This is a genomic window from Uliginosibacterium sangjuense, assembly GCF_059132465.1.
On the sequence record NZ_CP101132.1, the window covers coordinates 2,622,816 to 2,647,994 of the forward strand.

17 protein-coding genes are annotated in these 25,179 nt (G+C 64.3%); 2 read left to right on the forward strand and 15 right to left on the reverse strand.

Going from position 1 to position 25,179, the window contains the following annotated elements; all coding sequences use genetic code 11:
- Positions 1-148: 148 nt before the first annotated feature.
- On the forward strand, positions 149-901 hold the full coding sequence (locus NMB43_RS12220) for a spermine/spermidine synthase domain-containing protein (protein WP_494348439.1): 753 nt from the start codon (positions 149-151) through the stop codon (positions 899-901).
- Positions 902-1,070: 169 nt separating this feature from the next.
- Positions 1,071-1,796 carry an IclR family transcriptional regulator gene (locus tag NMB43_RS12225; RefSeq protein WP_494352143.1) on the forward strand — a complete coding sequence of 242 codons (726 nt, stop codon included), beginning with the start codon at positions 1,071-1,073 and terminating at the stop codon, positions 1,794-1,796.
- Positions 1,797-1,849: 53 nt separating this feature from the next.
- Here the strand turns inward: NMB43_RS12225 and pbpG are convergent, their stop codons facing one another.
- The 15 genes from pbpG to prsK all read right to left on the reverse strand — a co-directional run bounded on the left by pbpG (position 1,850) and on the right by prsK (position 25,100).
- Positions 1,850-2,872 carry a D-alanyl-D-alanine endopeptidase gene (gene pbpG / locus NMB43_RS12230; protein ID WP_494348440.1) on the reverse strand — a complete coding sequence of 341 codons (1,023 nt, stop codon included), beginning with the start codon at positions 2,870-2,872 and terminating at the stop codon, positions 1,850-1,852.
- A gap of 73 nt (positions 2,873-2,945) precedes the next feature.
- Positions 2,946-4,136, reverse strand: coding sequence for a patatin-like phospholipase family protein (locus tag NMB43_RS12235; protein WP_494348441.1), 1,191 nt, complete (start codon positions 4,134-4,136; stop codon positions 2,946-2,948).
- A gap of 58 nt (positions 4,137-4,194) precedes the next feature.
- Complete coding sequence (locus NMB43_RS12240; RefSeq protein WP_494348442.1) at positions 4,195-6,471, reverse strand: NADP-dependent malic enzyme; 2,277 nt, start codon at positions 6,469-6,471, stop codon at positions 4,195-4,197.
- Between the two features lie 213 nt (positions 6,472-6,684).
- On the reverse strand, positions 6,685-7,458 hold the full coding sequence (locus tag NMB43_RS12245; protein ID WP_494348443.1) for a transglycosylase SLT domain-containing protein: 774 nt from the start codon (positions 7,456-7,458) through the stop codon (positions 6,685-6,687).
- A 507-nt stretch (positions 7,459-7,965) separates the two neighbouring features.
- Positions 7,966-8,901 (reverse strand): hypothetical protein, encoded by a 936-nt coding sequence (locus NMB43_RS12250; RefSeq protein WP_494348444.1) that lies wholly within the window; start codon positions 8,899-8,901, stop codon positions 7,966-7,968.
- Positions 8,902-9,093: 192 nt separating this feature from the next.
- The gene (locus NMB43_RS12255; protein WP_494348445.1) at positions 9,094-10,239 is read right to left on the reverse strand and encodes a ribonucleotide-diphosphate reductase subunit beta; all 1,146 of its coding nucleotides are present in this window, start codon (positions 10,237-10,239) and stop codon (positions 9,094-9,096) included.
- 373 nt (positions 10,240-10,612) lie between these two features.
- The gene (locus NMB43_RS12260; RefSeq protein ID WP_494348446.1) at positions 10,613-13,477 is read right to left on the reverse strand and encodes a ribonucleoside-diphosphate reductase subunit alpha; all 2,865 of its coding nucleotides are present in this window, start codon (positions 13,475-13,477) and stop codon (positions 10,613-10,615) included.
- A gap of 234 nt (positions 13,478-13,711) precedes the next feature.
- On the reverse strand, positions 13,712-14,263 hold the full coding sequence (gene ampD / locus NMB43_RS12265; RefSeq protein WP_494348447.1) for a 1,6-anhydro-N-acetylmuramyl-L-alanine amidase AmpD: 552 nt from the start codon (positions 14,261-14,263) through the stop codon (positions 13,712-13,714).
- Positions 14,247-15,779 (reverse strand): NAD(P)H-hydrate dehydratase, encoded by a 1,533-nt coding sequence (locus tag NMB43_RS12270; protein ID WP_494348448.1) that lies wholly within the window; start codon positions 15,777-15,779, stop codon positions 14,247-14,249. The genes ampD and NMB43_RS12270 overlap by 17 nt, the downstream gene beginning before the upstream one ends.
- Positions 15,776-16,558, reverse strand: a complete 783-nt coding sequence (locus tag NMB43_RS12275) for a S1 family peptidase (protein ID WP_494348449.1) — start codon at positions 16,556-16,558, stop codon at positions 15,776-15,778. Before NMB43_RS12275 ends, NMB43_RS12270 begins: the two co-directional genes overlap by 4 nt.
- Before the next feature lie 3 nt (positions 16,559-16,561).
- Entirely contained in the window at positions 16,562-17,479 is a 918-nt protein-coding gene (locus NMB43_RS12280) for a transglycosylase SLT domain-containing protein (protein WP_494348450.1), read from the reverse strand.
- Between the two features lie 15 nt (positions 17,480-17,494).
- Entirely contained in the window at positions 17,495-18,775 is a 1,281-nt protein-coding gene (locus NMB43_RS12285) for a nucleotide sugar dehydrogenase (protein ID WP_494348451.1), read from the reverse strand.
- A gap of 21 nt (positions 18,776-18,796) precedes the next feature.
- The gene (gene prsT / locus NMB43_RS12290) at positions 18,797-21,580 is read right to left on the reverse strand and encodes an XrtA/PEP-CTERM system TPR-repeat protein PrsT (protein WP_494348452.1); all 2,784 of its coding nucleotides are present in this window, start codon (positions 21,578-21,580) and stop codon (positions 18,797-18,799) included.
- Positions 21,581-21,624: 44 nt separating this feature from the next.
- Positions 21,625-23,019: a PEP-CTERM-box response regulator transcription factor gene (gene prsR, locus NMB43_RS12295; protein WP_494348453.1), complete on the reverse strand. Its 1,395-nt coding sequence runs from the start codon at positions 23,017-23,019 to the stop codon at positions 21,625-21,627.
- An 8-nt stretch (positions 23,020-23,027) separates the two neighbouring features.
- The gene (gene prsK, locus NMB43_RS12300; protein ID WP_494348454.1) at positions 23,028-25,100 is read right to left on the reverse strand and encodes an XrtA/PEP-CTERM system histidine kinase PrsK; all 2,073 of its coding nucleotides are present in this window, start codon (positions 25,098-25,100) and stop codon (positions 23,028-23,030) included.
- Positions 25,101-25,179 lie beyond the last annotated feature (79 nt).

Genomic DNA, 25,179 nt, shown 5'->3' on the forward strand with positions numbered 1-25,179 from the left:
CTCCAGCATGGCCGCGCACGGCGAGCGCGCATTGTAGTGCGCTTCCGGCCGCCCTCCGCCTTGATCGCCAGGGCTTGACGTCACGCCACGAGGCTGCGCAGGCCAACTGCTACCATGGCGCCCTCTCCATTCGTCCAAGAAGCCCCGCATGACCCAGATCGACGTCAGTGAAGAGGCCGGCGTGCGTTACCTGCATTTCGGTTCCGAATGGGTGCAGGGCGCGATGCGAATCCGCCGACCGATCGACCTGGAGCTGAGCTACACCCGCGACATGATGGCCGGGCTGCTGATGCATGCCGAGGAAGCCTGGCCGCGTCATATCCTGATCATAGGCCTGGGGGCAGCCTCGCTGGCCAAGTTCTGCTATTGGCGCCTGCCCCAGGCGCGGATCACGGTGGTCGAGATCGAGCCGGCCGTAGTGGCCGCAGCCCGCCAGTTCTTCAAGCTGCCGCAGGAAGACGAACGCTTCCGCATTGTCATCGGTGATGGCGCCGAATTCGTGCCGCAGGACCGCCACCACTACGACTACATCCTGGTCGACGGCTACGACGCCGACGCCAAGGTCGGAGCCCTCGACTCGACGCCCTTCTACACCGCCTGTTGGACACGCCTGTCCGAGTCCGGCCTGCTGGCCGCCAACCTGTTCGGCCGCACCCGTCGCTACGGCCCCTCGCTGCAGCGCCTGCACGAAGCATTCGAGCAGCGCAGCTTCGCCTTTCCATCATGTGAAAGCGGCAATGTGATTGCTTTTGGTGCGCGTGGCGCCGCAGTAGAGGTGCCGCTGGCACTGATGCGCGAACGCGCCGATTCGCTGCAAGCGCGCACCGGGCTTAGCTTGCGCGACACGCTGGATCGTCTCAGCGAGTCCGGCAATCTGCCTGGCTCCATGCTGCGTTTCTGAAGATTCCGGCTTCGCTGGCGTGCAGGCACCTGCGGCGCGTTTCATCATGCGAAATTGAATCTTATCGGGTAAGATGCGCCGCATGGTCACACGCCGCCAAATCCTTGAAGAAGCACCAGAAGCTGCCGAGAGCAAGGACTCCCGCAGCTCCATCCAGGTCATCGAACGCATGATGAACCTGATCGACGTGCTGGCCGAGCATGATGGCCCGGCCACCCTCAAGCAACTGGCGCTGGACACAGAACTGCATCCGTCCACCGCGCACCGCATCCTCAACGCCCTGGTGGCGCGCGGCTTCGTCGAACGCAGCGACCAGGGCGCCTATCGCCTGGGCATCCGCCTGCTGGAGCTGGGCAATGTCGTGAAATCCCGCATCTCGGTGCGCGAGGCCGCCATGTCGGCCATGCTCAAGCTGCACGGACGTACCGGCGAGAGCGTCAATCTCGGCATGCGCGACGGTGACGAGATCGTCTACGTCGAGCGCACCTCCAGCGGCCGTTCTGCCGTGCGGGTCGTGCATATCGTGGGCGCCCGCGCCCCCTTGCACACCACCGCCACCGGCAAGCTGTTCCTGGCTGAGGACGGTGGCCAGCAAGTGCGCGACTACGCGGTGCGCACCGGCCTGCCGGGCGCCACCCCCAACTCGCTGACCACGGTCACCGCTCTTGAGAAGGATCTGGACCGTGTGCGTCGCCATCAACTGGCCTACGACATGGAAGAAGTGGAATTGGGCGTGCGCTGTATCGCCGCCGGCATCCGCGATGATTCCGGCAAGCTGGTGGCCGGCCTGTCGCTGTCCACGCCGGCCGAGCGCTTCAACCCGGACTGGGCCAGCGTGGTCAAGGAGACCGCCATGGAAATCTCGCGCAGCCTGGGTTTCGTGCGTCGGGTCTGAGGGCTCGCGAAGAGCAGCACCGAGACAAGGAAAGGGGCCCGACGGGCCCCTTGTCACATCAGCGGACCACCGCCATTGAGCAACTGCAGCACCGCCGCCTGGCGCTGCTGGCTCAGCGCCGTGTCCATCCAGCGCTTGATGCGGTTGGCGTCCCCCAGACGGGTGAACTTGCCCCAGGAGTCGAGCAGCACGATGGCCACCGGCTTGTTGTTGAACCAGGCCTGCATCACGAGACATTTGCCGGCCTCGCTGATGTAGCCGGTCTTGGACACGCTGATCTGCCAGTCAGGGCTCTTCACCAGCGCGTTGGTGTTGTGGAAGGCCTGCTCCCGCCCGCGCACGCTGACCGAGTAGTCGGTCGCGGTCGTGAACTCGCGGATCAAGGGATAGCGCGAAGCCGCCGCCACCATCAGCGCCAGATCACGCGGCGATGAGATGTTGTGCTTGTTGAGGCCAGTGCTGTCCTCAAAGCGGGTGTCATGCAGCCCGAGTTGCTGGCTCTTGGCGTTCATCGCCTCGATGAAAGCCGCTTGACCGCCCGGATAGTGCCTGGCCAGCGCAGAAGCAGCCCGGTTCTCCGACGCCATCAACGCCAGACGCAACATCTCTTCACGCGTCAGCGTGGTACCCACAGGAAGGCGCGAACTGGTGCCCTTGAGGCGATCGACATCGTCGTCGGAAATACGCAGGGCTTCGTTGAGGTCCAACTGAGCGTCCAGCACGACCATGGCGGTCATCAGCTTGCTGATGGAGGCGATCGGCGCCGCCGTAGTGGCGTTTTTCTCCAGCAGGACTTCGCCGGAACTTAGGTCTTGAACCACGAAAGCGGAAGAGCGGATCAGCGGGTTGCCCTCGCGATCAAAATCGGGCTCGGCCGGCGCGGCACGTCGACTCAGTTTGACGGGAGTAGCTTTTCTCGCCACAGGTTTGGCCGCCACGGCCTTCCTGCTCACAGCCTGCGAGGACTTGGCCTTCTGGCTGGCCGCCTTGGTGTTTCTGCCGGATGCATCAGCCGTGGCGAAACCCAGTGTCATGCAAACACTCAGCACACCAATCAGCAAGTTCTTCTTCACCATCTCGTTACATCCGCCCAGCCAAGGTTGCTTTGAGGAGATTGTAGCAACCAATCAAGTAAATGGAAGCCATTGTTCAAGACGTTTCGTAAATGTCAGCCGCGCTCCGACGAGCGACATTTATCGGTTCGGCCTCAAGTCTCAAGAAGCGTTCGATGTCGCCCCGCCGCGCCATGGCATCGTGATATCCGAGATCCATCAACTCGCGGGTATAAGGCTTCTCGAACAGCAGATAGGACAATATGCTGGAGCCTGACCGACCGTAGGCGCCGATGCCTCGCAACACGCCACGCAAGGCCCAGGGCAGGCTACGCGCGTGCCGTGCGGCGATGAAGTCGAGACGGTCGCTGGGCGAGATCACCAGGGTTTCGATGGGTTTCAACTGAACGCCTGCACCCTCTCGCACATCTGCCGGGATTCGCCCCCAGGTGTCATTGATGCGCTCCATACGCTCCAGGTCAATGGCAAGTCCGTCCTGGAGCACGCTGGACAGCACATGCCCGGCAATCTGCGCCGGCGAGGGGTAGCGGTCGCTGCGCACGCGCCGCGTCTCGCCCTGCGCCCGCCCATTGCCGATCACCAGGATGCGATCGGCCCCCAGGTGCACCGCCGGGCTGATGGGGGCCAGTTGACGCATCGAGCCATCACCGAAGAACTCGCGATGGATCTTGACTGCCGGAAACACGAAGGGGATGGCGCTCGACGCCATCAGATGATCGACCGTGATGCGATGCGCCAACCCCACCCGCTGCGCTCGGCGCCAAGCCTGAACGCCTTCGGCCGCTTCGAAGAAGGTCAGGCTTTCTCCGCTGGCGTAGCCCGAACAGGTCACGCTCACCGCGTACAGATTGCCGTCCCGGATGTGTTGGCCGATGTGGGCAAAATCCAGGTGATGCTGCAACAGTTCGCGCAGCGGCGTATTGTCCAGCAGCGAGCGCGGCGCGCGCCGGAACAGCCAGCCCATCAGCAGGGCCGAGGCCCAGGACAGCACCGACTTGAGCACGGCCAGCGAATCGGCGCGATAGACGTGATGCACGGTGAAGTTGCGCCAGATCCAGGCGAGCCGGCGTACCCCTTCGCGAAAGTTGCCGGCGAAGCAGGCCAGGGCCACCGCATTGACCGCGCCGGCTGAGGTGCCACACAGAATCTTGAACGGCGAGCCCTCGCGGCGCCCCCAGATTTCGCGAATCGCCAGCAGCACCCCAACCTGATAGGCAGCACGCGCACCACCGCCGGTCAGGATCAACGCGGCCCTGTCTTCCCTCATGTGCCCTCCTCGCTCTTCAGCCTTTTAACGGGCCGGGAGACGGGCGCCTTGAGGGCATTCAGCGGCCGCCCTGCCCCGCTTCGACGACCGTCAGCGCGGTCATGTTGACGATTCGACGCACCGTCGCCGTGGGTGTCAGGATATGCACCGGCTTGGCCGATCCCAGCAGGATGGGGCCCACGGTCATCCCCTCGCCCGCTGCCGTCTTGAGCAGGTTGAACGTGATGTTGGCTGCGTCCAGGGTGGGGAAGATCAGCAGGTTGGCATCTTCAGCCATGCGCGCATTGGGAAAGACCTGCAGACGGATGTCCTTGTCCAGCGCCGCATCGCCGTGCATCTCGCCTTCCACCGCCAGGTCGGGCCGTCGGCTGTGGAGGAGTTGCAGGGCTTGGCGCATCTTGAGCGCGGTGGGCGAATCGTCGCTGCCGAAGCTGGAGTGCGACAACAATGCAATGCGCGGCACTACACCGAAACGCTGGAGTTCCTCGGCGGCGAGACAGGTCATCTCGAACACCTGTTCGACCGTGGGGTCATAGTTCACATAGGTATCGCACAGCGCGATCGTTCGATTGGGCAGCACCAGCAGGTTCATGGTGTAGCAGTTGGCCACCCCCTCGCGCCGACCCAGCACGTCGTCGATGATCTTCAGGTGCTGGCCGTGGCGTCCATAAGTGCCGCAGATCATGCCATCGGCGTAGCCGAACTTGACCATCAGCGCACCGATCAGCGTGGTGCGCCGACGCACTTCGCGCTTGGCGTATTCGACCGACACGCCGCGTCGCTCCATGAGCCCGTGGTAGTGCATCCAGAACTCGCGGAAGCGCGGATCACTGTCCTGGTTGATCAATTCGAAGTCCACGTCCGGACGCATGCGCAGGCCGAAGCGTTCGATGTACATGCGCACGATGTCGGGTCGCCCGATCAGGATGGGGTGCGCCAGACCTTCGTCGATCAAGGTCTGCGCAGCCCGCAGCACGCGCTCCGACTCTCCCTCGGCCAGCACGATGCGCTTGGGCGCACGTTTCGCCGCCGAGAAAACCGGCTTCATGATCAGCCCGGAATGCCAGACAAAATTATTGAGTTGCTGAGTGTAGGCATCCCAATCCGTGATGGGACGCGTCGCTACGCCGGAGTCCATCGCAGCTCTGGCCACAGCGGGCGCGATCTTGACGATCAGGCGCGGATCAAAAGGCTTGGGAATGATGTACTCCCGGCCGAAAGGTGCAACTTGCGAGCCATAGGCCATGGCCACCACGTCCGAGCACTCAGCACGGGCCAGTTCAGCGATGGCACGCACCGCCGCCAGTTGCATCTCGTCCGAGATGGTCGTCGCCCCCACATCCAGCGCTCCGCGAAAGATGAACGGAAAGCACAAGACGTTGTTGACCTGGTTCGGGTAATCGGAGCGGCCCGTCGCCACGATGGCATCCTGCCGCACCTTCAGCACCTCGTCCGGGAGTATTTCCGGCACCGGATTCGCCAGCGCAAGGATCAGTGGATTGGGGGCCATCTTCGCAACCATCTCGGACTTGAGCACCCCAGCAGCCGATAGCCCCAGAAAGACGTCCGCACCCTCGATGATCTCGCCCAGGCTGCGCGCCGAGGTCGGCTTGGCATACTGGGCCTTGATCGGGTCCATTTCCTCGACTCGCCCCTCGTACACCACGCCCTTGATGTCGGTCACCCATATATTGGCCACCGGCACCCCCAGCTTCACCAGCAGATCAAGACAGGCCAGCGCCGCCGCGCCGGCCCCCGAGGTCACGAGCTTGATCTGGTCCAGCGGCTTGCCGATCAGGTGCAAGCCGTTGAGCAGCGCCGCCCCCACCACGATGGCCGTGCCATGCTGGTCATCGTGGAACACCGGGATCTTCATGCGTGAACGCAACTGACGCTCGATGTAGAAGCACTCGGGCGCCTTGATGTCTTCGAGATTGATGCCGCCGAACGTGGGCTCCAGCGCGGCAATGATGTCGATCAGCTTGTCCGGATCGCGCTCGTCGAGCTCGATATCGAACACATCGATGCCGGCGAACTTCTTGAACAGGACGCCCTTGCCCTCCATCACTGGCTTGGCCGCCAAGGGACCGATCGGGCCCAGCCCCAACACCGCGGTTCCATTGGTCACCACCCCGATCAGGTTGCCGCGCGCAGTGAGGTTACGTGCTTCACCCGGGTCCGCCACGATCGCATCGCAGGCGGCGGCCACCCCGGGTGAATAGGCAAGGGACAGGTCCCGCTGATTGGTCAGCGCCTTGGTCGGTGTGACGGAAATTTTTCCGGGAGAGGGCTGCCGATGATAGTCCAGCGCAGCCGCGCGAATGTTCTCGTCCATGGGGGCCTCGGAGACAAGCGGGTCGTTCGCCGGAAGCTGGGCTGTACCAGTGGCGACCACCCGGGCAACGCCCTGGTCAGAACGAAAATCGCGAAATGATTGCTTATATCCACGCGGGCGCGAAACGTGTGCGATGCGCCGATTCTACGCCGCAGACGGCCCTGGAGAACTGGTGTTTTCCGCAGTGCAGAATGCACACCGGAATATGTGCCGTCAGCCTGCCGGCTCGGTACCGTCCACTTCTGCGGCAGCCGGCGGGCGCGGCTTGTCGTCAGTGGATTCCTTGGCGACAGCCTTGGGCGTTCCAAACTTCATGACCTGCTGCAGGCGCGCCCATTCGGCCAGCACCTTGTTGGCATAGATCATGTCTGCATCATTCGGGGCTCCGCCGTACTGCTGCAAGCCCAGTTCCAGCGAACCTCGGGCGCGCACGTAGTCGCGCAGGATGCGCGAACCGACACGGATGTTCTCCACCGGGTCGAACAGCGCCATGTGCCCCTTATCACCTGAAATCTTGTCAGAATGAAAGCGCGGAATTATCTGCATGAGCCCCTGTGCGCCCAGCACGCTCTCCGCCAACGGATTGAAGCTGGACTCGATCGAGGCCACGGCAACGATCAGCAGAGGGTCGACATTGTTGGCCTGCCCCTCTCGGATCGCGGTCAGCAACAAGGGCTCCACCACCAGCGTAGACACTTTGAAACGACGTGACACATGCTGTGCCACGCGCATCATTTCGGGCGACAGCTTTCCCTCGGCCGTCAGCGCCATTTCCGGCTTGAGAAACTCGCCACCCACCGGCTCTTCCGCATGATCGAAAACGAACAGACGTGCGGGATCGAGCCCAGCAGTCCCATGCAAGGAAACCTGGTAACCCATCAATGCGATGATCAGCACCCCCGCCATGACGATTCCGCCGTGTGCGAAGTGCAGAACAAAACTACCCACATGGCGTGCGATCTGCGCACATCGCGCGACGTAGCTCATGGACTCCTCCTTGATATACAGACAACCCGGTCGCGCACGAACACCCTGCTGGGGTCGAATCGAGGAAACTTCCGCAACCGACAGCGGCATGCTCCAGCATGCCCAAAGCTGCCATCCAGATTTGATGTGCGGCTCAAGCGCGCACTACGTTGAACACCATATAGGAGAGCGCCGCGAACATTGGTCAGGGAGCGGTCTCTCACATCACTGATCGGCCGGACCGGCACAAGGCCTTCCGGGGTTTACGAACCGTCACGTCATGACTTGCTCGCAAAGTGTGTCCGCACCTGTACGAACACGATCGTATTCTATTGATTTGAATGGTCTTTGTCAAGCCTGGCCAAACGCAAGGCACTCCGCCGCAAATGCCATTGACATTGCCTGAAATGGCAGACTAGAAGAGGCTTTCCAGCCCAAGTGGAAAGTTGTCGCCCGCGGAGCGAAAGAAAAAAGGCCACAACCCCGCCTTTGCGGGGCCGTGGCCTGCTAGCCAGCGTCGTCAGCCGATCAGGACGGACGCGACCCAGAGGGGAACGGCCAAGCAGCGTTGGGGTTCAACGCAGACTTGATGCCAGGCGTTGCCGCCGTGGACGGTTTCGCCTCAGGTGCCGGAGCGGCTGCGGGAGCGGAAGCGGGCTTTGCTACGGGCGCCGCTTCAGCCGGCTTGGCAGCAGCAGCTGCTTCGACCGGCTTGGCCTCAACTTTTTTTGCTTCTGCCTTGGGTGCCGCCTTCTTCACCGCGGGCTTGGCGGCCGGTTTGGCGGCAACCTTCTTCGCGGCGGGCTTGGCTGCGGCCTTCTTAACCACAGGCTTGGCGGCCGGCTTCGCGGCGGCCTTCTTCACTGCGGGCTTAGCGGCCGGCTTGGCGGCAGCTTTCTTCGCAGCAGGCTTGGCGGCCGGCTTCGCAGCGGCCTTCTTAGCGGCGGGCTTGGCAGCCGCCTTCTTCACTGCGGGCTTAGCGGCCGGCTTGGCGGCAGCCTTCTTCGCAGCAGGCTTGGCGGCCGGCTTCGCAGCGGCCTTCTTAGCGGCGGGCTTGGCAGCCGCCTTCTTCACTGCGGGCTTGGCGGCCGGCTTGGCGGCGGCCTTCTTCGCAGCAGGCTTGGCAGCCGGCTTCGCAGCAGCCTTCTTGGCGGCGGGCTTGGCAGCCGCCTTCTTCACTGCGGGCTTGGCGGCCGGCTTGGCGGCGGCCTTCTTCGCAGCAGGCTTGGCAGCCGGCTTCGCAGCAGCCTTCTTCACCGCAGGCTTGGCAGCCGGCTTCGCAGCAGCTTTCTTTGCGGCTGGCTTGGCAGCCGGTTTGGCGGCAGCCTTCTTTGCGGCGGGCTTAGCCGCCGGCTTGGCAGCGGCCTTCTTCACCGCGGGCTTGGCTGCCGGCTTGGCGGCGGCTTTGGCCACCGGCTTCGCGGCCGCCTTCTTGACTTTATCAGTCGACTTCGCTGTTGCCATCTTCACACCTCCTTCAATCGCCTACTGGTTGGTCGGCGCTACACAAAAACGCCTTCGCCCGATCTGGCACGAAAGGCGCGAAGCCGCGTGATAACGCGGCGCTGGGAAAAGCTGTCGCGGATATGACAACGGCACTGCCGTGCCCCCTTGAAGGGGCAAGCAGTGCCGCGCAAAAAGATTCGATAGATAAGGTCAGTCCCAACTGAGCGTCCCGCCTGTCTGATATTCGATCACCCGGGTCTCGAAGAAATTGCGCTCCTTCTTGAGGTCGAGCATTTCGCTCATCCACGGGAAGGGGTTTTCGGCACCAGGATAGATGGCATCGATACCGATCTGCTGGCAACGACGGTTCGCGATGAAGCGCAGGTATTCCTTGAACATCGCAGCGTTGAGACCTAGCACGCCACGCGGCATGGTGTCCTCGGCATAGCGATACTCGAGTTCTACCCCTTGCTGGATCAACCCACGGATCTCGTCGCGGAACTCCGGCGTCCAGAGTTGCGGGTTCTCGAGCTTGATGGTGTTGATGAGGTCGATGCCGAAATTGCAGTGCATCGACTCGTCGCGCAGGATGTACTGATACTGCTCGGCCGCCCCCGTCATCTTGTTCTGGCGGCCCAGGGCAAGAATCTGAGCAAAACCGACATAGAAGAAGATGCCTTCCATGATGCAGGCAAAGACGATCAGCGAACGCAGAAGCTGCTGGTCGGTCTCCGGCGTGCCGGTCTTGAAGTTCGGATCGGTCAGGACGTCGATGAAGGGGATCAGGAACTCATCCTTGGCACGGATGCTGGGCACCTCGTGATAGGCGTTGAAGATCTCGCCTTCGTCCAGCCCCAGGGACTCGACGATGTACTGGTAGGCATGGGTGTGGATCGCTTCCTCGAAGGCCTGACGCAGCAGGAACTGGCGGCATTCGGGCGCCGTGATGTGGCGATAGGTACCCAGCACGATGTTGTTGGCAGCCAACGAATCGGCGGTCACGAAAAAACCCAGATTGCGCTTGACGATGCGGCGCTCATCTTCGGTGAGACCGTTCGGGTCCTTCCACAGCGCGATGTCGCGAGACATGTTGATCTCTTGCGGCATCCAGTGGTTAGCACAGGTGGAGAGGTACTTCTCCCAGGCCCACTTGTACTTGAAGGGCACCAACTGGTTGACGTCGGTCGCGCCGTTGATGATGCGCTTGTCAGCGACATTGATACGGCGGAACTCGTCATCGCTCGCTTCGTGAGCAGCGCGTTCCTGGGTTTGTTGAGACAGCGACACCTGTGCCTGCAGCCTAGCCTGCGCGGTGTTGGAACCCAGAACGTTGAGGTCGTCTTCAAAGTTCAGCATGCCATTATCCTTTAGTTGATTCTGCACTCTATTGCAAAGAATTTCTACGTCTTCGACTCGCTGAATTGCCTGCTGTAGAGCGGGTTTCGAGAGCTCGATGCCATTGTCATTCAGACAGACTCCCCGCAAAGCCACTATTCATGCGGATCTCCGAAGGACACCCCGCAAACCGTTGCGGCGCAACACTTTTCACGAGTCGACTTGCAAATTTGCGACACATCCCGACGAGCGGAATGTCCTTCACGACTCGTCGTTCAGCTCATCGGGGTGCGAGCGCTCGCTAGCTCGGCAAGCGCACTCACCAATGCGCCACTCAACGGGTCGTCACTCTTGCGATACCCGCGTGCCGCCACAGCGGCACGCGGTCACTCGGCTACTGGCAAGCTTCGCACTCGGGGTTGTCGATGGAGCAGAACTTGGGCTCCTCACTCACGGCGCCGGCCGCAGCCACTCCACCGCTCACCGGCACAGCGTTGAGCTCGCCACCACGGCCTGTCGACTTCTCGGCCGAGGTCGCGCCCATGGCGCGCAGGTAGTAGGTGGTCTTGAGACCGCGCAACCAAGCCAGCTTGTAGGTCTCGTCGAGCTTGCGGCCTGAGGCGCCGGCCATGTAGATGTTCAGGCTCTGCGCCTGGTCGATCCACTTGGAGCGACGCGATGCGGCCTCGACCAGCCACTTCGGTTCAATCTCGAAAGCCGTCGCATAGAGCTCGCGCAGCTCTTGCGGCACACGGTCGATCTTGGCCAGCGAGCCATCGAAGTACTTGAGGTCGGCGACCATGACTTCGTCCCACAGCCCCAGCTTCTTGAGGTCGCGCACCAGGCTCTCGTTGGCGATGGTGAATTCGCCAGAGAGGTTGGACTTCACGTACAGGTTCTGGAAGGTCGGCTCGATGCAGGCGTCCACCCCGATGATGTTGGAGATGGTCGCGGTCGGCGCGATGGCCACGCAGTTGGAGTTGCGCATGCCGACTTCGCCGATGCGACGACGCAGTGCATCCCAGTCCAGGCGCGCGGTGGTGTCGACCTCGAGGTAACCGCCACGCTCCTGCTCCAGCAGCTTGAGAGTGTCCAGCGGCAGGATGCCACGGTCCCACAGAGAGCCCTTGAAGGAGCTGTAGCGGCCACGCTCTTCGGCAAGGTCGGTGGAGGCCCAGTAGGCGAAGTAGCAGACGGCTTCCATTGAACGGTCGGCGAACTCCACTGCCTCTTGCGACGCATAGGAGATGCGCTTGGCGTGCAGGCAGTCCTGGAAGCCCATGATGCCGAGGCCGACCGGACGGTGCTTGAGGTTGGAGTTACGTGCCTTGCCGACGGCGTAGTAGTTGATGTCTACCACGTTGTCGAGCATGCGCATGGCGACGCGGATGGTCTTCTTCAGCTTGTCGTGGTCCAGTTCGCCGTCCTTGCCCAGGTGCGCTAGCAGGTTCACCGAACCCAGGTTGCACACGGCAATCTCGGTATCCGAGGTGTTCAGCGTGATTTCGGTGCACAGGTTGGAGCTGTGCACCACGCCAACGTGCTGCTGCGGCGAGCGGATATTGCAGGGATCCTTGAAGGTGATCCAGGGGTGCCCCGTCTCGAACAGCATAGTCAGCATCTTGCGCCACAGTTGCAGCGCCGGCATGCGCCGGAACAGCTTGATCTCGCCGCGGTCGGCCTTGCGTTCGTACTCGACGTAGGCCTCCTCGAAAGCCTTGCCCCACAGATCGTGCAGGTCGGGCACGTCGGACGGCGAGAACAGGGTCCACTCGGCGGCTTCCATGCAGCGCTTCATGAACAGGTCCGGAATCCAGTTCGCGGTGTTCATGTCATGAGTGCGGCGGCGCTCGTCGCCAGTGTTCTTGCGCAGATCCAGGAACTCTTCGATGTCCAGGTGCCAGGTTTCAAGGTAGGCGCACACAGCCCCCTTGCGCTTGCCGCCCTGGTTCACCGCCACGGCGGTGTCGTTGACCACCTTCAGGAAGGGGATCACGCCCTGGCTCTTGCCATTGGTGCCCTTGATGCGGGCGCCCAGCGCGCGCACCGGCGTCCAGTCGTTGCCGAGGCCGCCGGCAAACTTCTGCAGCATGGCGTTCTCTTTGATCGCGCCATAGATGTCGTCCAGGCTGTCGTCCACCGTGGTCAGGTAGCAGGACGAGAGCTGGGAGTGCAAGGTGCCCGCGTTGAACAGCGTTGGCGTCGAGCTCATGAAGTCGAACTTCGACAGCACGTTGTAGAACTCGATGGCGCGCGCTTCACGGTCGATCTCACCCAGCGCGAGACCCATGGCGACGCGCATGAAGAAGACCTGCGGCAGCTCGATGCGGCGCTCTTCAACATGCAGGAAGTAGCGGTCGTACAGCGTCTGCAGGCCGAGATAGCCGAACTGCAGGTCGCGCGAGGCGTCGATGGCGGCCGCCAGACGCTCCAGGTCGTACTGCGCCAGCTTGGGGTCGAGCAACTCGGCCTCGATGCCCAGCTTGATGTAGCGTGGGAAGTACTCGGCGTAGCGCGTCGTCATCTCGGCCTGACCGACCTCCTCGCCCAGCACCTCGGCGCGGATCACGTGCAATTGCAGGCGGGCGGTGACGTAGTTGTAGTCCGGGTCCTTCTCGATCAGAGTGCGGGCGGCCAGGATCAGCGCCTTGCGCACCTCCTCCACCGGCACGCCGTCGTACAGGTTGCGCAGCGCAGCGTCGATGATGATCTGCGCGTTGACGTGATCACCCAGGCCCACACAGGCGGCTTCCACCAGCGCAAGCAGCGCACGCATGTCGAGCGGACGGCGCGCACTGCCATCCTGGACATTGAGGACCGGCTGCGTCTCGGCCGTCGCCGAGGGCGCCTTGGCCGCGCGCTCGGCGGCGCGCTTCTCGCGGTACAGCACGTAGGCACGCGCCACATCGTGCTCGCCAGACCGCATCAGGGCCAACTCCACCTGATCCTGGATGTCTTCAATATGGAAGGTACCGCCGTGCGGTTGGCGGCGCAGCAGTGCCTTGACCACGCCATCGGTCAACTGCGCAACGACGTCGCGCACGCGCGCCGACACCGCACCATGGGAGCCTTCGACGGCGAGGAAGGCCTTGGTCATCGCCACCGCGATCTTGGCCGGCTCGAAAGGCACCACCGCGCCATTGCGACGGATGATCTGGTAGCCGGCGTACTCCGTCATCCCACCTTGCGCAGCCCCGCCGGAATCGGAGGGTGCCGTGAATTGGCTAGTGGAAGGGGTCGCGGTGCTCGCAATCTGCATGAATCTCTCCTTGGGTTGCATCGGGAGCGGGTGGCTGGGGTTTTCCCGGCCTCCCTGTTGTATATCGACCTACTAGATGTAGTAGCTCGGATGTTCGTTGCGACTAATTCTAGTGGTGTCGTCCGCATGTGACAAGAAGGATTTCCGATCTGCCCCTTGGTCAGCAGACAGACGAGGCAGCAGCCCGCCCCGGTAAACCGGACCAGGCCGCAAGCTGTACAAAGCGGGAGAGGATCAGGCGCGGCTGGCGAGGAGTGCGCGCAGCCGCGCCCACTCGAAGCAGGGGCCGGGGTCGGACTTGCGCCCCGGCGCGATGTCGGAGTGCCCGACCACATCTCGGATCGGATGACGCGCCTGCAGCGCCAGGGTGAGATCAGCCAGGCGTTCGTACTGTTCTGCCCTGAAAGCCAGACTGTCACAGCCTTCAAGTTCGATGCCGACCGAGAAGTCGTTGCAGCGCTCGCGCCCCTGCCAGCTCGACACACCGGCATGCCAGGCGCGCGCCAGCGTAGGCACGAACTGGAGCAACTGGCCATCGCGCCGGATCAGGAAATGCGCCGACACGCGCAATTGGTGGACGCCGGCGTAATACGGATGAGCGTCAGCCGGCAAGGTGTTGGTGAAGAGCTGTTCGATGCCCGGCCCACCGAACTGGTCCGGCGGCAGGCTGATGGCATGGATCACCACCAGTTCAATCGCTGCGCCATCCGGGCGCGCATCATGGTTGGGCGACACGATGTGCTGCGCAGCAGGGGTCCAGCCGCTGGGATCAATATGGATGCTCATCGCTCGCCATTATGCCGGCTGGCGCATGCGATGCCCTCGTCCACTGGTTGAGCAGGCACCGCGCCGGTTCGATCAGTTCTCCCGCACTGACGCCGATCGGCCCCACACCCCGAGCCACCAGGGCATCGGCAGCGGCCCCGTGCAGGTAGGCCGCGCCGCGCAGCGCCACAGGCACCGGCCAGCCCTGGGCAAGCAAGGCCACCAGGATGCCGCCCAGCACGTCGCCGCTGCCGGCGGTGGCCAGTGCCGGATTGCCACTCGGGTTGATGGACCAGGCGCCGTCCGGGTCGACGATGATGGAGCCGGCCCCCTTCAACAGGACGTGGCAGTGCAGTTGTCGCGCCATGTCCTGCGCTGCCCGCAGGCGATCCTCCTGCACGCTCGCCACGCTACACCGCAGCAGGCGCGCCGCCTCGGCGGGATGGGGCGTGAGGATGGTCAGGCCGTCGCGCTGTGCGAGGGCGGCATGCAGGCCGGAATGCTCCGCCACCAGGTTCAGCGCATCGGCATCCAGCACCAGCGGGCCGACGAAGCCCAAGGCCCGGCGCAACTGCAGTTGCGCCGCTTCACCCTGCCCCAGTCCCGGCCCCACTACGAGCGCCTTGCACAACAGGAGCAGCTCGCCCGGCGCACGCATCATCAGTTCAGGCTGCAGGGGATCGACCGGCGGTCCGTGGGGATCGAGCAGGCCGACATAGACGCGCCCCGCCCCCAGCTTCAGCGCCGCTCGTCCTGCCAGCAATGCAGCACCCAGCATGCCCGGCGCCCCACCCAGCACGCCAGCCTCGCCAAAGCTGCCCTTGTGTGAATTACGCCTGCGAGGCTGCAGGGCCGAGGCAAAGGCGGGCAATCCGTTGAGCGTACCAACGCCCCCGCTCTCACGCGGGAACTCGACATCCCGCAGGCCCAGGCTGTGACACCGGATCTCCCCGCCATGATCCGGCCCATCCAGCGTCAGCAGGCCGGGTTTGAGCGCCAGGAAGCTGGCGGTATGCGTGGCCCGGACTGCCACGCCCAGCACCCGACCGGTATCCGCCTCGATACCGCTGGGCAGATCCAGTGCCAACACCGGGCAGGTGAGCTGATTGATCCGCCCCACCCACTCCGCGATGCGCCCGCCCAGCTCACGGCTGGCACCGATGCCCAGCAAGGCATCCACGGCCAGCGCCCATTGCCCGCCCACAAAGTCCCGCACCACGCTGCCACCTGCGTCAAGCCAGCGCTGACAGGCTTGCGCAGCCTCTCCGCGCAACTCGGCCGGGGGCACGCAGCAGGCCACCACCACCTCGCGCCCGGCTGCGACCAGGTGGCGCGCCAGCACGAAACCATCGCCACCATTGTTGCCGGGCCCGGCCAGGACCAGCACGCAGCCCCGGCGCTCGCCCAGGATATCGAGTGCCTGCAAGGCAGCCGCCTCGCCCGCGCGCTCCATGAGTGAAGGCTCGGCGCCCGGGCCGGCGACGGCCTCCAGCGCACGCAGCGCGGCAACGCTCAGGATGGGGCCGGCCAGACTCATCGCAAGTCCTTCAGCAACTCGACCACATGACGCACGGGAATCGCGTAGGTGATACCGGTCGGCGCGCTCAATGCGCTCTCCTTGCTCCCTTTCACGAAAACGCTGTTGACGACCCCCAGAACCTGTCCGCTGTCGGGATCGTAGACCGGGCTTCCGCTGTTGCCGGGATAGGCGGTCACATCAAGCTGGAGGATCTGGAAGGCGCCGCCCCCGAGTTGGCGCACCAGGCGTGGATCCAATTGCCGCGCGCGCTCGGCAGGGATCACGATGGGCACCTGCGCCGCCACGATGCCACGATGGGTCACGGGATAGATGCCCAGCACGGAACTCAGCGGGTAGCCAGAGAGCGCGATGTCCTGGCCTTCGCGGACCTCACCCGCGGGATCCCCCAGTTCCAGCACTGGATAGGGCGCCCCCCCGGTGAGGCGCAGAATGGCGATGTCGTGCGCGGCGTCGAGCGCCACCAGGCGCACCTCGCGCACGGTGGCGCTTCCGCGCTCGGAGCGGGCGACGGCACGCACCTCCAGCGCCTGCTCGTTGAGCGCGCTGGCCACGACATGCGCGTTGGTCACGATGGTCAAGCCATCGCCGACCGCAAAGCCGGTTCCCGCTGGCTGAAACGCGGGATTGCGGGTGCGCTGGAAGGAACCTACCGCCACCAGGGAGGCTTTCACGCGCGCCACCGTGTCTGCCAGTCCAGCCCCCCAGCTCACCCCCGGCAGGCCTTGTCCGGCGAGCGCCAGCAGGGCTTGCAGCGCGGTCCGGCGCCCGCACCTCATGCCTCAGTTCCGCGCCAGGTTGCGCGATACCAAGGGCGATGGCTCGACCACCCCGGCTTCGTAGGGATGCTGCGCCGGCGTGTAGATGCGGCGAATGCGCTTGACATAGCCCACCGTCTCCATGAAAGGCGGGATGCCGCGAAAGCGGTCAACGGCCCCCTCCCCGGCATTGTAGGCGGCCACGCTAAGCAGGACATCGCCTTTGTAATAGGCAAGCAGCCAGCGTAGATAGGCCAGCCCGCCGCGGATGTTCTGCCCCGGCTCGAGGATGCGTTTGACACCGAAGCGACGCGCCGTGTCTGGCATCAGTTGCATCAGACCTTCGGCACCGCGCGGTGAGCGAGCCAAGGGATCAAGGTTCGACTCGGTTACTGCAACAGCCAGGGCCAGGCGCGGCTGGATCTTGTATTGCGGCGCCAGGAGACGGATGAGGTCGGCATAGCGGCGCTTGTCGGCCGGCAAGCCGGCGATGTAGCCATCGAGATCGGCCACTGCGGGATCGAAGGCCTCACCTTCCGCTACCGGAACACTGGCAGATGGACCACCACTCGCACCCGCTACGGGCTGCGACATGCATGCAGGCAGGAGCCCCGAGGATTCGCCCACCAGGCGCTGCGCCTGGGCCGCCGCTGCCACCCCCCGCTCGCTCGCCATCGCGAACAGGGTGGAGGCATGACTCGCGCTGACCGGCGTCCCTCGCCCGTTGGCGTACATCCAGCCCAGGCTGTACATCGCCTCCGGGTCGCCCAGGCGGGCGGCTTCGCAGTAAAGGCTCAGCGCCTGCGGCGCGCCTTCCCCCGCTTCCAGCGCACGCGCCTGCTCGATCAGCCCGCGCGTCAGCGGTGTCTGCGCCCAACAACAGGAGATGGCGGCTGCGGACAGCCATGGCAAGACGCGGCGTAACCAGCTTCCACGTGCCATGGCTTCAGCATGCGATCACAGGCGCCAGAGCGTGGCGCCACCGGCCCTGATTGCCGCCGGGTCGTAGCAGCTCTTGACGTCGGAAAACACCCCGCCGTGCTGCAACTTGCCGAGCAGCGCGGGCACGCCCATGTCGGCATATTCCTTGTGCGCCACGCAGGCCACGATGGCCGCGGCCTGCGGCAGCTTCTCCCACGGCGTCAAGCCGACGCCGTACTCGTGCTGGCATTCGGCGGAATCGGCGATGGGGTCATGGATCAGTACGTTGACGCCATAGGACTGGAGTTCGCGCACCACCTCGATGACCTTGCTGTTGCGCAGATCGGGGCAGTTCTCCTTGAAGGTCATGCCCAGCACGATCACGTTGGCACCCTTGATGGGTTGGTCGCTGGCGATCATCTGCTTGATCGTCTGCTCGGCCACGTACTTGCCCATGCTGTCATTGATGCGTCGACCGGCCAGGATGACCTGTGGGTTGTAGCCCAGCATCTCGGCCTTGTGGGTCAGGTAATACGGATCGACACCGATGCAATGACCACCCACCAGGCCCGGGCGGAAAGGCAGGAAGTTCCACTTGGTTCCCGCCGCCTTAAGCACCTCCAGGGTGTCGATGCCGACCTTGTGGAAGATGATGGCCAATTCGTTCATCAGCGCGATGTTGAGGTCGCGCTGGGTGTTCTCGATGACCTTGGCTGCCTCGGCCACCTTGATGCTGCTGGCCGGGTAGACGCCCGCGGTGATGATCGCGCCATACACCTCGGCCACCTTGGCCAGCGTCTCCGGCGTGTCGCCCGAGACGACCTTGGTGATCTTGGTGACAGTGCGTTCCTTGTCACCAGGGTTGATGCGCTCGGGGCTGTAGCCGACGAAGAAATCCTGCTTCCACTTCATGCCGGACACGCGCTCGATGACCGGGATACAGACCTCTTCGGTGGCCCCCGGGTAGACCGTGGACTCGTACACCACGATGGCGCCGCGCTTGAGGTACTTGCCCAGGCTCTCGGAGCTTTTCACCAGCGGGGTGAAGTCAGGCTGGTGCGCGTCGTCCACTGGCGTCGGCACGGCCACGATGATCACGTCGGCCTCGCGCAGCACCTCGGGCGAACTGGAGCAGGTCAGTTGCGTCGCGGCGCGCAAGTCTTCGCTCGAGACTTCCCCGGTCGGGTCGTAGTGCTCACGATAGGCAGCGACCTTGGCCTCGGACAGATCGAACCCGTAGGTCTTGAACTTCTTCCCAAACTCGACTGCGAGCGGCAGGCCCACATAGCCCAGCCCGATGACGGCGATGGTGGTCATGAATCGAATACCTGTCTTCTGTTATAGGGTCTTGCTGAACTCATCAATTTCTTTGCGCAAGGCGGCATTGTCGGCCGCCAGTTCGGCCGCCGCCGCAGCAGCCTTGCGGGCGCCGTCCTTGTCGCCACTGCGGGCCAGGCCGCGGGCCAGGCCAAACTGGATCTGCGGCACCTTCGGCGCGCCGGCGGCCGCCTCCTTGAGCAGTGCGACACCGCGCTCGACCTGGCCGCGCTCGATCAGCACCGTGCCCACCGTCTCCTGCACCGCCGGCACCTTGGGCGCGGCCTTCAGCGCGGCCTCGGCGTATTCCAAGGCCTTGGGGTCGCCCTGCCGGTTCGCCACCCAGGCCAGGTTGTTGAGAATCTGCGGCTGGTTCGGCGCGATCGACTGGATGGTCTTGTACATCTCCAGCGCCTGAGCGTAATTCTTACCTGCGAGCGCCCGCTCGGCGAGGTAATTGCGCACAGCGACATCCTTCGGGTTCTGTTTGATCCAGTCGTCGACGGTCTGCTTCGCTTCGGCCGTCTTGCCCATCTGTGCATAGGTGTTGGCCAGTCCGATCACGATGACCGGCTGCTTGCCACGCTTCTGCGCCTGTTGCAGGGCGGCCACGGCATCAGGCCATTGCTTGTTTTCCATCTGCACATCGGCTTCGAGAACAAAGCCGAACGAACTCTGCGTATTGGCCTTTTGAGCATCACGTGCCACCCGCAAGGCTGCATCGAACTGACGTTCGGTCATCAAGACTGCTGCCAGCGCACGACTGGCCTCGGCGTAGTCAGGCTTGATCTCCAGCGCCCGACGCAAGCTGCGCTCGCTGGCCTCCTTGTCGCCGGCTGCGCGCTGCGCATCAGCAAGCTGCAACAGCACCGCCGGATCGTTGGGCTGCAACCCGTGCAGTTTGTTGAGAGCGGCCACTGCCTGCGCCGCATCACCTGCAGCACGCTGGGTCGCACCCAGCAGGCGCAGGACTTCCGGACTATCAGGATTGGCCGCCTGGGCTTGTTGTGCGACGCCTAGCGCAGCCTTCGTATCGCCCTGACGCAACAACAGATTGATCAAGGCCAAGCGCGCCTCTGAACGCGAGGGATCGGCATTGACGGCCTTCTCCAGCGTCTGCTGGACCTCTTTCGCAGTCGCCCCGGTACCGGCCTGCAGTTGCGCCAGTTGCAAATAAGCCCCGACGTTCTTGGAGTCAGCCGCGATGAGGCGCTCGAAGCGTTGGCGAGCGTCCGCCGGTTTTTTCTCTTGCATGTCCAGGCCGGCCAGCATGGAGATCGCGCCCAGGTTGTTGGGCTCGATCTGCAAGGCCTTGTCGAGTGCGACGCGGGCGTCGGCCGGACGCTTGGCCGCCACCAGGGTCTGCGCCTTGATGAGATAGGTCTGCACGCTGTCGGGCATCTTCTTCTCGAGTTCGCCCACCGCGGCCAAGGCCTTGGCCGTATCGCCCTTGCGCAGGTGGGCGGCCACGATCGCCAGCTCGGCCTGGAAGCGGGTGCTGTCGAGCTTGGCGGCGGTTTCGAGGTCCTGCATCGCGCGCACCTCGTCGCCGGAAGCCATGCGGGTCAGCCCCAGTTGGGTACGCGCGACAGCATTGTCCGGCTTGAGCTTGAGCACACGCTCGAAGGAATCCGAGGCCTTCTGGTAATCACCCTGCGCGAGATGGGCCAAGCCCGCCAGCGACAACGTCTCGGCATCCGACTCGGGGGCCCTCAGCAAGGGCTCAACCACCTCCAGGGCCTTGCCCGGATTGCGCACGTTCAGGTACGACTCGGCGAGCAGCTTGCGCGGCATGGGCCATTCGCGCGCCTGACCGATCACCTTCTCCAGCATGGCCTGCGCCTGCAGGTGCTCACCCAGCCGCAATGAGGCGACCGCAGCCAGCATCAGCGCCTGTACATGATTGGGTTGGCCACGCAGAATCTTGTTGGCAGCATCGCGGGCCGCACGATAATCACCCTTGCGCAGCGCTAGGGAGGACTCCAGGTAGGCCGCCTGAACTGTGTTCGGTGCCGCCGCACGCAGCGCCTTGAGCGCGGCCTCGGCCTCGTTCAGCTTGCCCTCCGAGAGATAGAGACTGACTTCCCGCGCCGACGCACGGGGGTCTTCGGGGCGCGCTTTTTTGGCCGCTTCCAGCGTTTGCAAGGCGGGCTCGCGTTCGCCTTTGGCAAGCAGGATCTCTGCCTTCATCAACAAGGAGGGCAGGTGCTGAGGATGCTTGGCCAAGGCCTGCTCCGCCAGCGCCTGGGCACCGGCCTGGTCGTTGGCCATGATGCGCAGCATGGCCTTGCCGAGCAGCGCATCCGGCTGGTCGGCGATGACCGCCAGGGCCTGGTCGAAGCGTTGCAGCGCGTCGTCCGCCTTGCCCAGCGCAAGCTGGGCGCGCCCGATCTCGACATTCAGCTCGGCCTGGGCACGCGCGTCGTTGATCTGCTTGCCGCCGAACTCTTCCATAAACTTGGCCGGGCCACCGACTTCGCGCGCCGCGCGTGCCAGGGACGGCAACACCTCGGCGTCGTTGCTGCCGGGCGCGTAGATCTTGCGCAGCTCGGCCTCGGCCCCGGCCAGATCGCCCTGCTCAAGGAGAATGCGGCCCAGCAACAAGCGCGCCGGCATGGAGTCGGGCGCCTTCTGCACCGCACTCTTGGCCTCGATGGCGGCCGTCGCCCAGTCGCGTTTGTCGAAAGCAGCCTGGGCTGCGGCCAGGGACTTGGTCGGATCATCACTGCTACAACCAGCCAGGACGACTGACGCGCTCACCGCGCCCAGCAGGAGCAGGCGCGCAAACCGGGATGATTGGGACATGGGCTCTCTCGACAGGAACAGGGTTGCAGGCAGAACGCGGCCGCTCAAGCAGTGCTGGCCGGGTCCTTGCGGATACCGAAACGGTTCATCAGGTCGTAAAGGGTGGGACGGCTCACGCCCAGCAACTCGGCCGCCCGCGCAATATTGCCGTTGACCCGCGCCAGCACTTTCACCACGGCCCGGCGCTCGGCTTCCTCGCGCACCACGCGCAGGTTGAAGGCGAGCTCCTCGCCCTCCGGCGCGACGCTACCCAGCCCGATGTCGTCAGCCACGATGCGGTTACCGTCGGCCATGATCACGGCGCGCTTGATGCAGTTCTCCAGCTCACGCACGTTGCCAGGCCAGGGGTGGTTTTCGATCGCGACGATGGCGTCTTCCGTCAGTGTCATGCTGCCGCGCTTGAGTTCCTGTGCGAAACGCTGGACGAAGGCGTGCGACAGCAGCACCGCGTCACCCTCGCGATCACGCAGCGGCGGGATGTCGACAACGATCTCCGCCAGGCGATAGTAGAGATCCTCGCGGAAGGAGCCATCCTTGATCTTGGCGCGCAGGTCCTGGTGAGTGGCGCACACCACGCGCACATCGACCGGGATTTCCTCTCGCCCACCGATGCGCTCCACGGTGCGCTGCTGCAGGAAGCGCAGTAGCTTGGCCTGCAAGGCCATCGGCAAATCGCCGATCTCATCGAGAAACAAGGTGCCCTTGTGCGCCAGCTCGAACTTGCCGGGCGTCTGCTTCACCGCGCCGGTGAAGGCGCCGCGCTCGTAGCCGAATAGCTCGCTCTCGAGCAAGTTCTCAGGAATCGCCGCGCAGTTGATCGCGATGAAGCGGTCGCTCTTGCGGGTGGAGCGTTCGTGCACGCCACGTGCCAGCACTTCCTTGCCGGTCCCGCTCTCGCCCAGCAGCATCACGGTGGCGCTGGTGGCAGCCACCTTCTCGATGGTGCGGCAGATGCGCAGCATGCCGGCGTCGCGCGTAATGAGCCCGCCCAGTGCACCACCGGCCTGCGCCTGCTGCAGGCGCTGGTTTTCGCGCTGCAGGTCGAACAGGCGGAAAGCCCGGTCGATGGTGAGCTGCAGCATGTCGGCTTCGAAGGGTTTGCCGAAGAAATCGTAGGCCCCTGCCCCGACTGCGCGTACCGCGTTCTCCCGGTCGTGCTGGCCGGTCAACACGATGACCTTGGTATCGGGCGCCATCGACAGCATTTCGCCCAGCAGGGCGAAGCCCTCGCTCACATCGTCAGGCATGGGCGGCAAGCCCAGGTCCATGGTGACGACCCCTGGTTCATAGCGGCGCAACTGGGCGATCGCGCTCTCGCGGTCGGAGGCCAGCACCACCTCGTAGCCGTCGAACGCCCACTTCATCTGCTTCTGCAGGGCTGGATCGTCTTCGACGATCAACAGCACCCGCGCTTTGTCCTGACTGCTCTCTGCTGACATGCTCGTTCTCAAGCCATGGAAGGGGTCGCCCGCACCATCAGGGGAAGCTGGATCGAGATACACGTGCCGCGCCCGGGCTCGCTGTCGACCAGCACTTTGCCGCCCAGCTCCTGCACATACTGCTGCACTTCGTAGGCCCCGATCCCCATGCCGTGCGGTTTGGTCGTCTGGAACGGGCGGAACAGGCGCTCGCGAACGAATTCCGGCGTCATGCCACAACCTTCGTCCTGAACCGTCACCTCCGCCACACCCTCGCCCCGGCGCACTGCGAGGGCAACATTACCATGCTCGGGACTGGCCTCGACGGCGTTTTGCAGCACATGCCCGATGATCCGCTCCAGGCGCTCGGGGTGGGCCGACACCATGACACCCGGCGCCAGTTCGGCCGACAGGCGGGCTGGGCCGGCCTGACGCCCCACCATCAACTGAGAGACCAACTCACCCAAGTCCAGCGGCCGCTTCTGCTCGATCGGCTGCTTGTTCTGCAACTGGGTCATCAGGCTCCGCATGCGCTCGGTGACATGCTGGACCGTGCTGAGCATGTCGGCCTGGAATTCGGGGTTGTCCTTGTGGCGGTCGGCGTTCTTGATCATCAGCGCGAGTTGCGCGACGAGGTTCTTCAGATCGTGCACCACGAAGGCCGACATGCGGTTGAAGGAGTCGAACTTCTGCGCCTCGACCAGGGCCGCAATGGCCTCGGCCTGCGCCAGGTAGCTGGCCGCCTGGCGCCCTGCCGTCTTGAGCAGATCGAGCACCTCCCAGTTCACATCGATGGGCACGCGCGCAGTCGCCAGGACCACGAAACCGACCAGTTCCTGGCCAGACAGCAGCGGCACAATCAGCCACGCGTCCGGCGTGTCGGACAGCCAATGCGGCAGCGTCAGGCCTTCGTAGTAGCCGGGGCGGCTGCGCCACTGCTCGAGGTTGATGATCCAGGCACGCTCATGCAGGAAGCGGCAGAACGCACCATCCGCCGGCTCCTCACCCGTAGCGCCGCGCTGGTTGAGCTGGCTACGCGGACGGTACTTGCCATCGGCATCGCGCAGCCACAGAGCCCCGGCAGGGCTCTCCACCAGGTTGGCGAGGGCGCTGATGACACTCTGCTCGAGGGTCTGACCCGAGCCGGTGTAGCTCAGCGCGTGGGTGAACTCCAGCCAGGCGCGCCGATAATCGTAGCGATAGGCAAACAGATGCTTGTTCAGCAGCACGCGCAGGCGTGCACGGAAGGAGCCGGAGAACAGGACGAAGGCCAGCAGCAGCAAGGCGCTGAACAGGAGCACCGCCTGCAGGGCTTTGCCCCAACTGCCGCCGAACCAGCGCACGTAGTAGCCCGCAGCGGCCACCAGCAGGAGATAGCCGCCGCAAGCGGCCAAGGCCGCCGTGTGGAACACCAGGTCACGCGACACGGTGATGCGGAAGGTCCAGTCGCGGCTGCGCACGGCCGACATGGCAATCAGCGGAATGGCCATGGCATGCACGATGCCGCGGATGGAAGCAATCTCGCCATCGACGCGGCCGAACAGAAAGCCCTCTGCATATAGGTACAGGTCGAACGCGATACTGGCCGCCAGGCCGAACACCAGCGGCTTCACGCCCCAGCGCGAGCCCGCCGGGAAGTTGCGATAGACCTGCTCCAGCTCGACCAAGAGCCACACGCTGGCGAACAGCATGGGGAAGACGCCCCAGCGTGCAGGTACCACCGCCAGGGCAGAAGCGAACGGAGCCAGCAAGGCCAGCACGAACACCAGGGAGCCGCTCAGGCGCAGCGTGTTCAAGCGCTGCCGGCTGGCCTCTCCCTCCGGGCTCACGATACCCAGCAGCGCGAACAGAAAGTACGCCCAGGCGGCCAGACGCAGCACGTCTGCGAAGTACGCCAGTACCTTGAAGGCGGGCATGTCGAACCAGGCGGCGGCGGCTTCGAACGCTGTCCACGCCGCCGACAAGGCGACCGCCAACAGCAAGCGCCCGCCCATGCGACCACCGCGCCAGCCAAAGCCCAGGTAGACCGCAAACAGCAGGAAGCCTGCAGCGGCGAAGCCGAAGGCCCACTGGTAGATCTGCAGGAGGTTGTTGTCGTTCATCGCTCAAGCATCAGGCTGTCGCCGCATGCGCACGGCGTCGCGCGACGCCCAATGTGGCCGGGGCACGTCACCACGGTTT

What these genes read in the sequence shown, in the direction of transcription:
- NMB43_RS12220 (WP_494348439.1), top strand. Translation starts at nt 149, where the DNA reads ATGACCCAGATCGACGTCAGTGAAGAGGCCGGCGTGCGTTACCTGCAT.
- NMB43_RS12225 (WP_494352143.1), top strand. Translation starts at nt 1,071, where the DNA reads ATGATGAACCTGATCGACGTGCTGGCCGAGCATGATGGCCCGGCCACC.
- pbpG (WP_494348440.1), bottom strand. Translation starts at nt 2,872, where the DNA reads ATGGTGAAGAAGAACTTGCTGATTGGTGTGCTGAGTGTTTGCATGACA.
- NMB43_RS12235 (WP_494348441.1), bottom strand. Translation starts at nt 4,136, where the DNA reads ATGAGGGAAGACAGGGCCGCGTTGATCCTGACCGGCGGTGGTGCGCGT.
- NMB43_RS12240 (WP_494348442.1), bottom strand. Translation starts at nt 6,471, where the DNA reads ATGGACGAGAACATTCGCGCGGCTGCGCTGGACTATCATCGGCAGCCC.
- NMB43_RS12245 (WP_494348443.1), bottom strand. Translation starts at nt 7,458, where the DNA reads ATGAGCTACGTCGCGCGATGTGCGCAGATCGCACGCCATGTGGGTAGT.
- NMB43_RS12250 (WP_494348444.1), bottom strand. Translation starts at nt 8,901, where the DNA reads ATGGCAACAGCGAAGTCGACTGATAAAGTCAAGAAGGCGGCCGCGAAG.
- NMB43_RS12255 (WP_494348445.1), bottom strand. Translation starts at nt 10,239, where the DNA reads ATGCTGAACTTTGAAGACGACCTCAACGTTCTGGGTTCCAACACCGCG.
- NMB43_RS12260 (WP_494348446.1), bottom strand. Translation starts at nt 13,477, where the DNA reads ATGCAGATTGCGAGCACCGCGACCCCTTCCACTAGCCAATTCACGGCA.
- ampD (WP_494348447.1), bottom strand. Translation starts at nt 14,263, where the DNA reads ATGAGCATCCATATTGATCCCAGCGGCTGGACCCCTGCTGCGCAGCAC.
- NMB43_RS12270 (WP_494348448.1), bottom strand. Translation starts at nt 15,779, where the DNA reads ATGAGTCTGGCCGGCCCCATCCTGAGCGTTGCCGCGCTGCGTGCGCTG.
- NMB43_RS12275 (WP_494348449.1), bottom strand. Translation starts at nt 16,558, where the DNA reads ATGAGGTGCGGGCGCCGGACCGCGCTGCAAGCCCTGCTGGCGCTCGCC.
- NMB43_RS12280 (WP_494348450.1), bottom strand. Translation starts at nt 17,479, where the DNA reads ATGGCACGTGGAAGCTGGTTACGCCGCGTCTTGCCATGGCTGTCCGCA.
- NMB43_RS12285 (WP_494348451.1), bottom strand. Translation starts at nt 18,775, where the DNA reads ATGACCACCATCGCCGTCATCGGGCTGGGCTATGTGGGCCTGCCGCTC.
- prsT (WP_494348452.1), bottom strand. Translation starts at nt 21,580, where the DNA reads ATGTCCCAATCATCCCGGTTTGCGCGCCTGCTCCTGCTGGGCGCGGTG.
- prsR (WP_494348453.1), bottom strand. Translation starts at nt 23,019, where the DNA reads ATGTCAGCAGAGAGCAGTCAGGACAAAGCGCGGGTGCTGTTGATCGTC.
- prsK (WP_494348454.1), bottom strand. Translation starts at nt 25,100, where the DNA reads ATGAACGACAACAACCTCCTGCAGATCTACCAGTGGGCCTTCGGCTTC.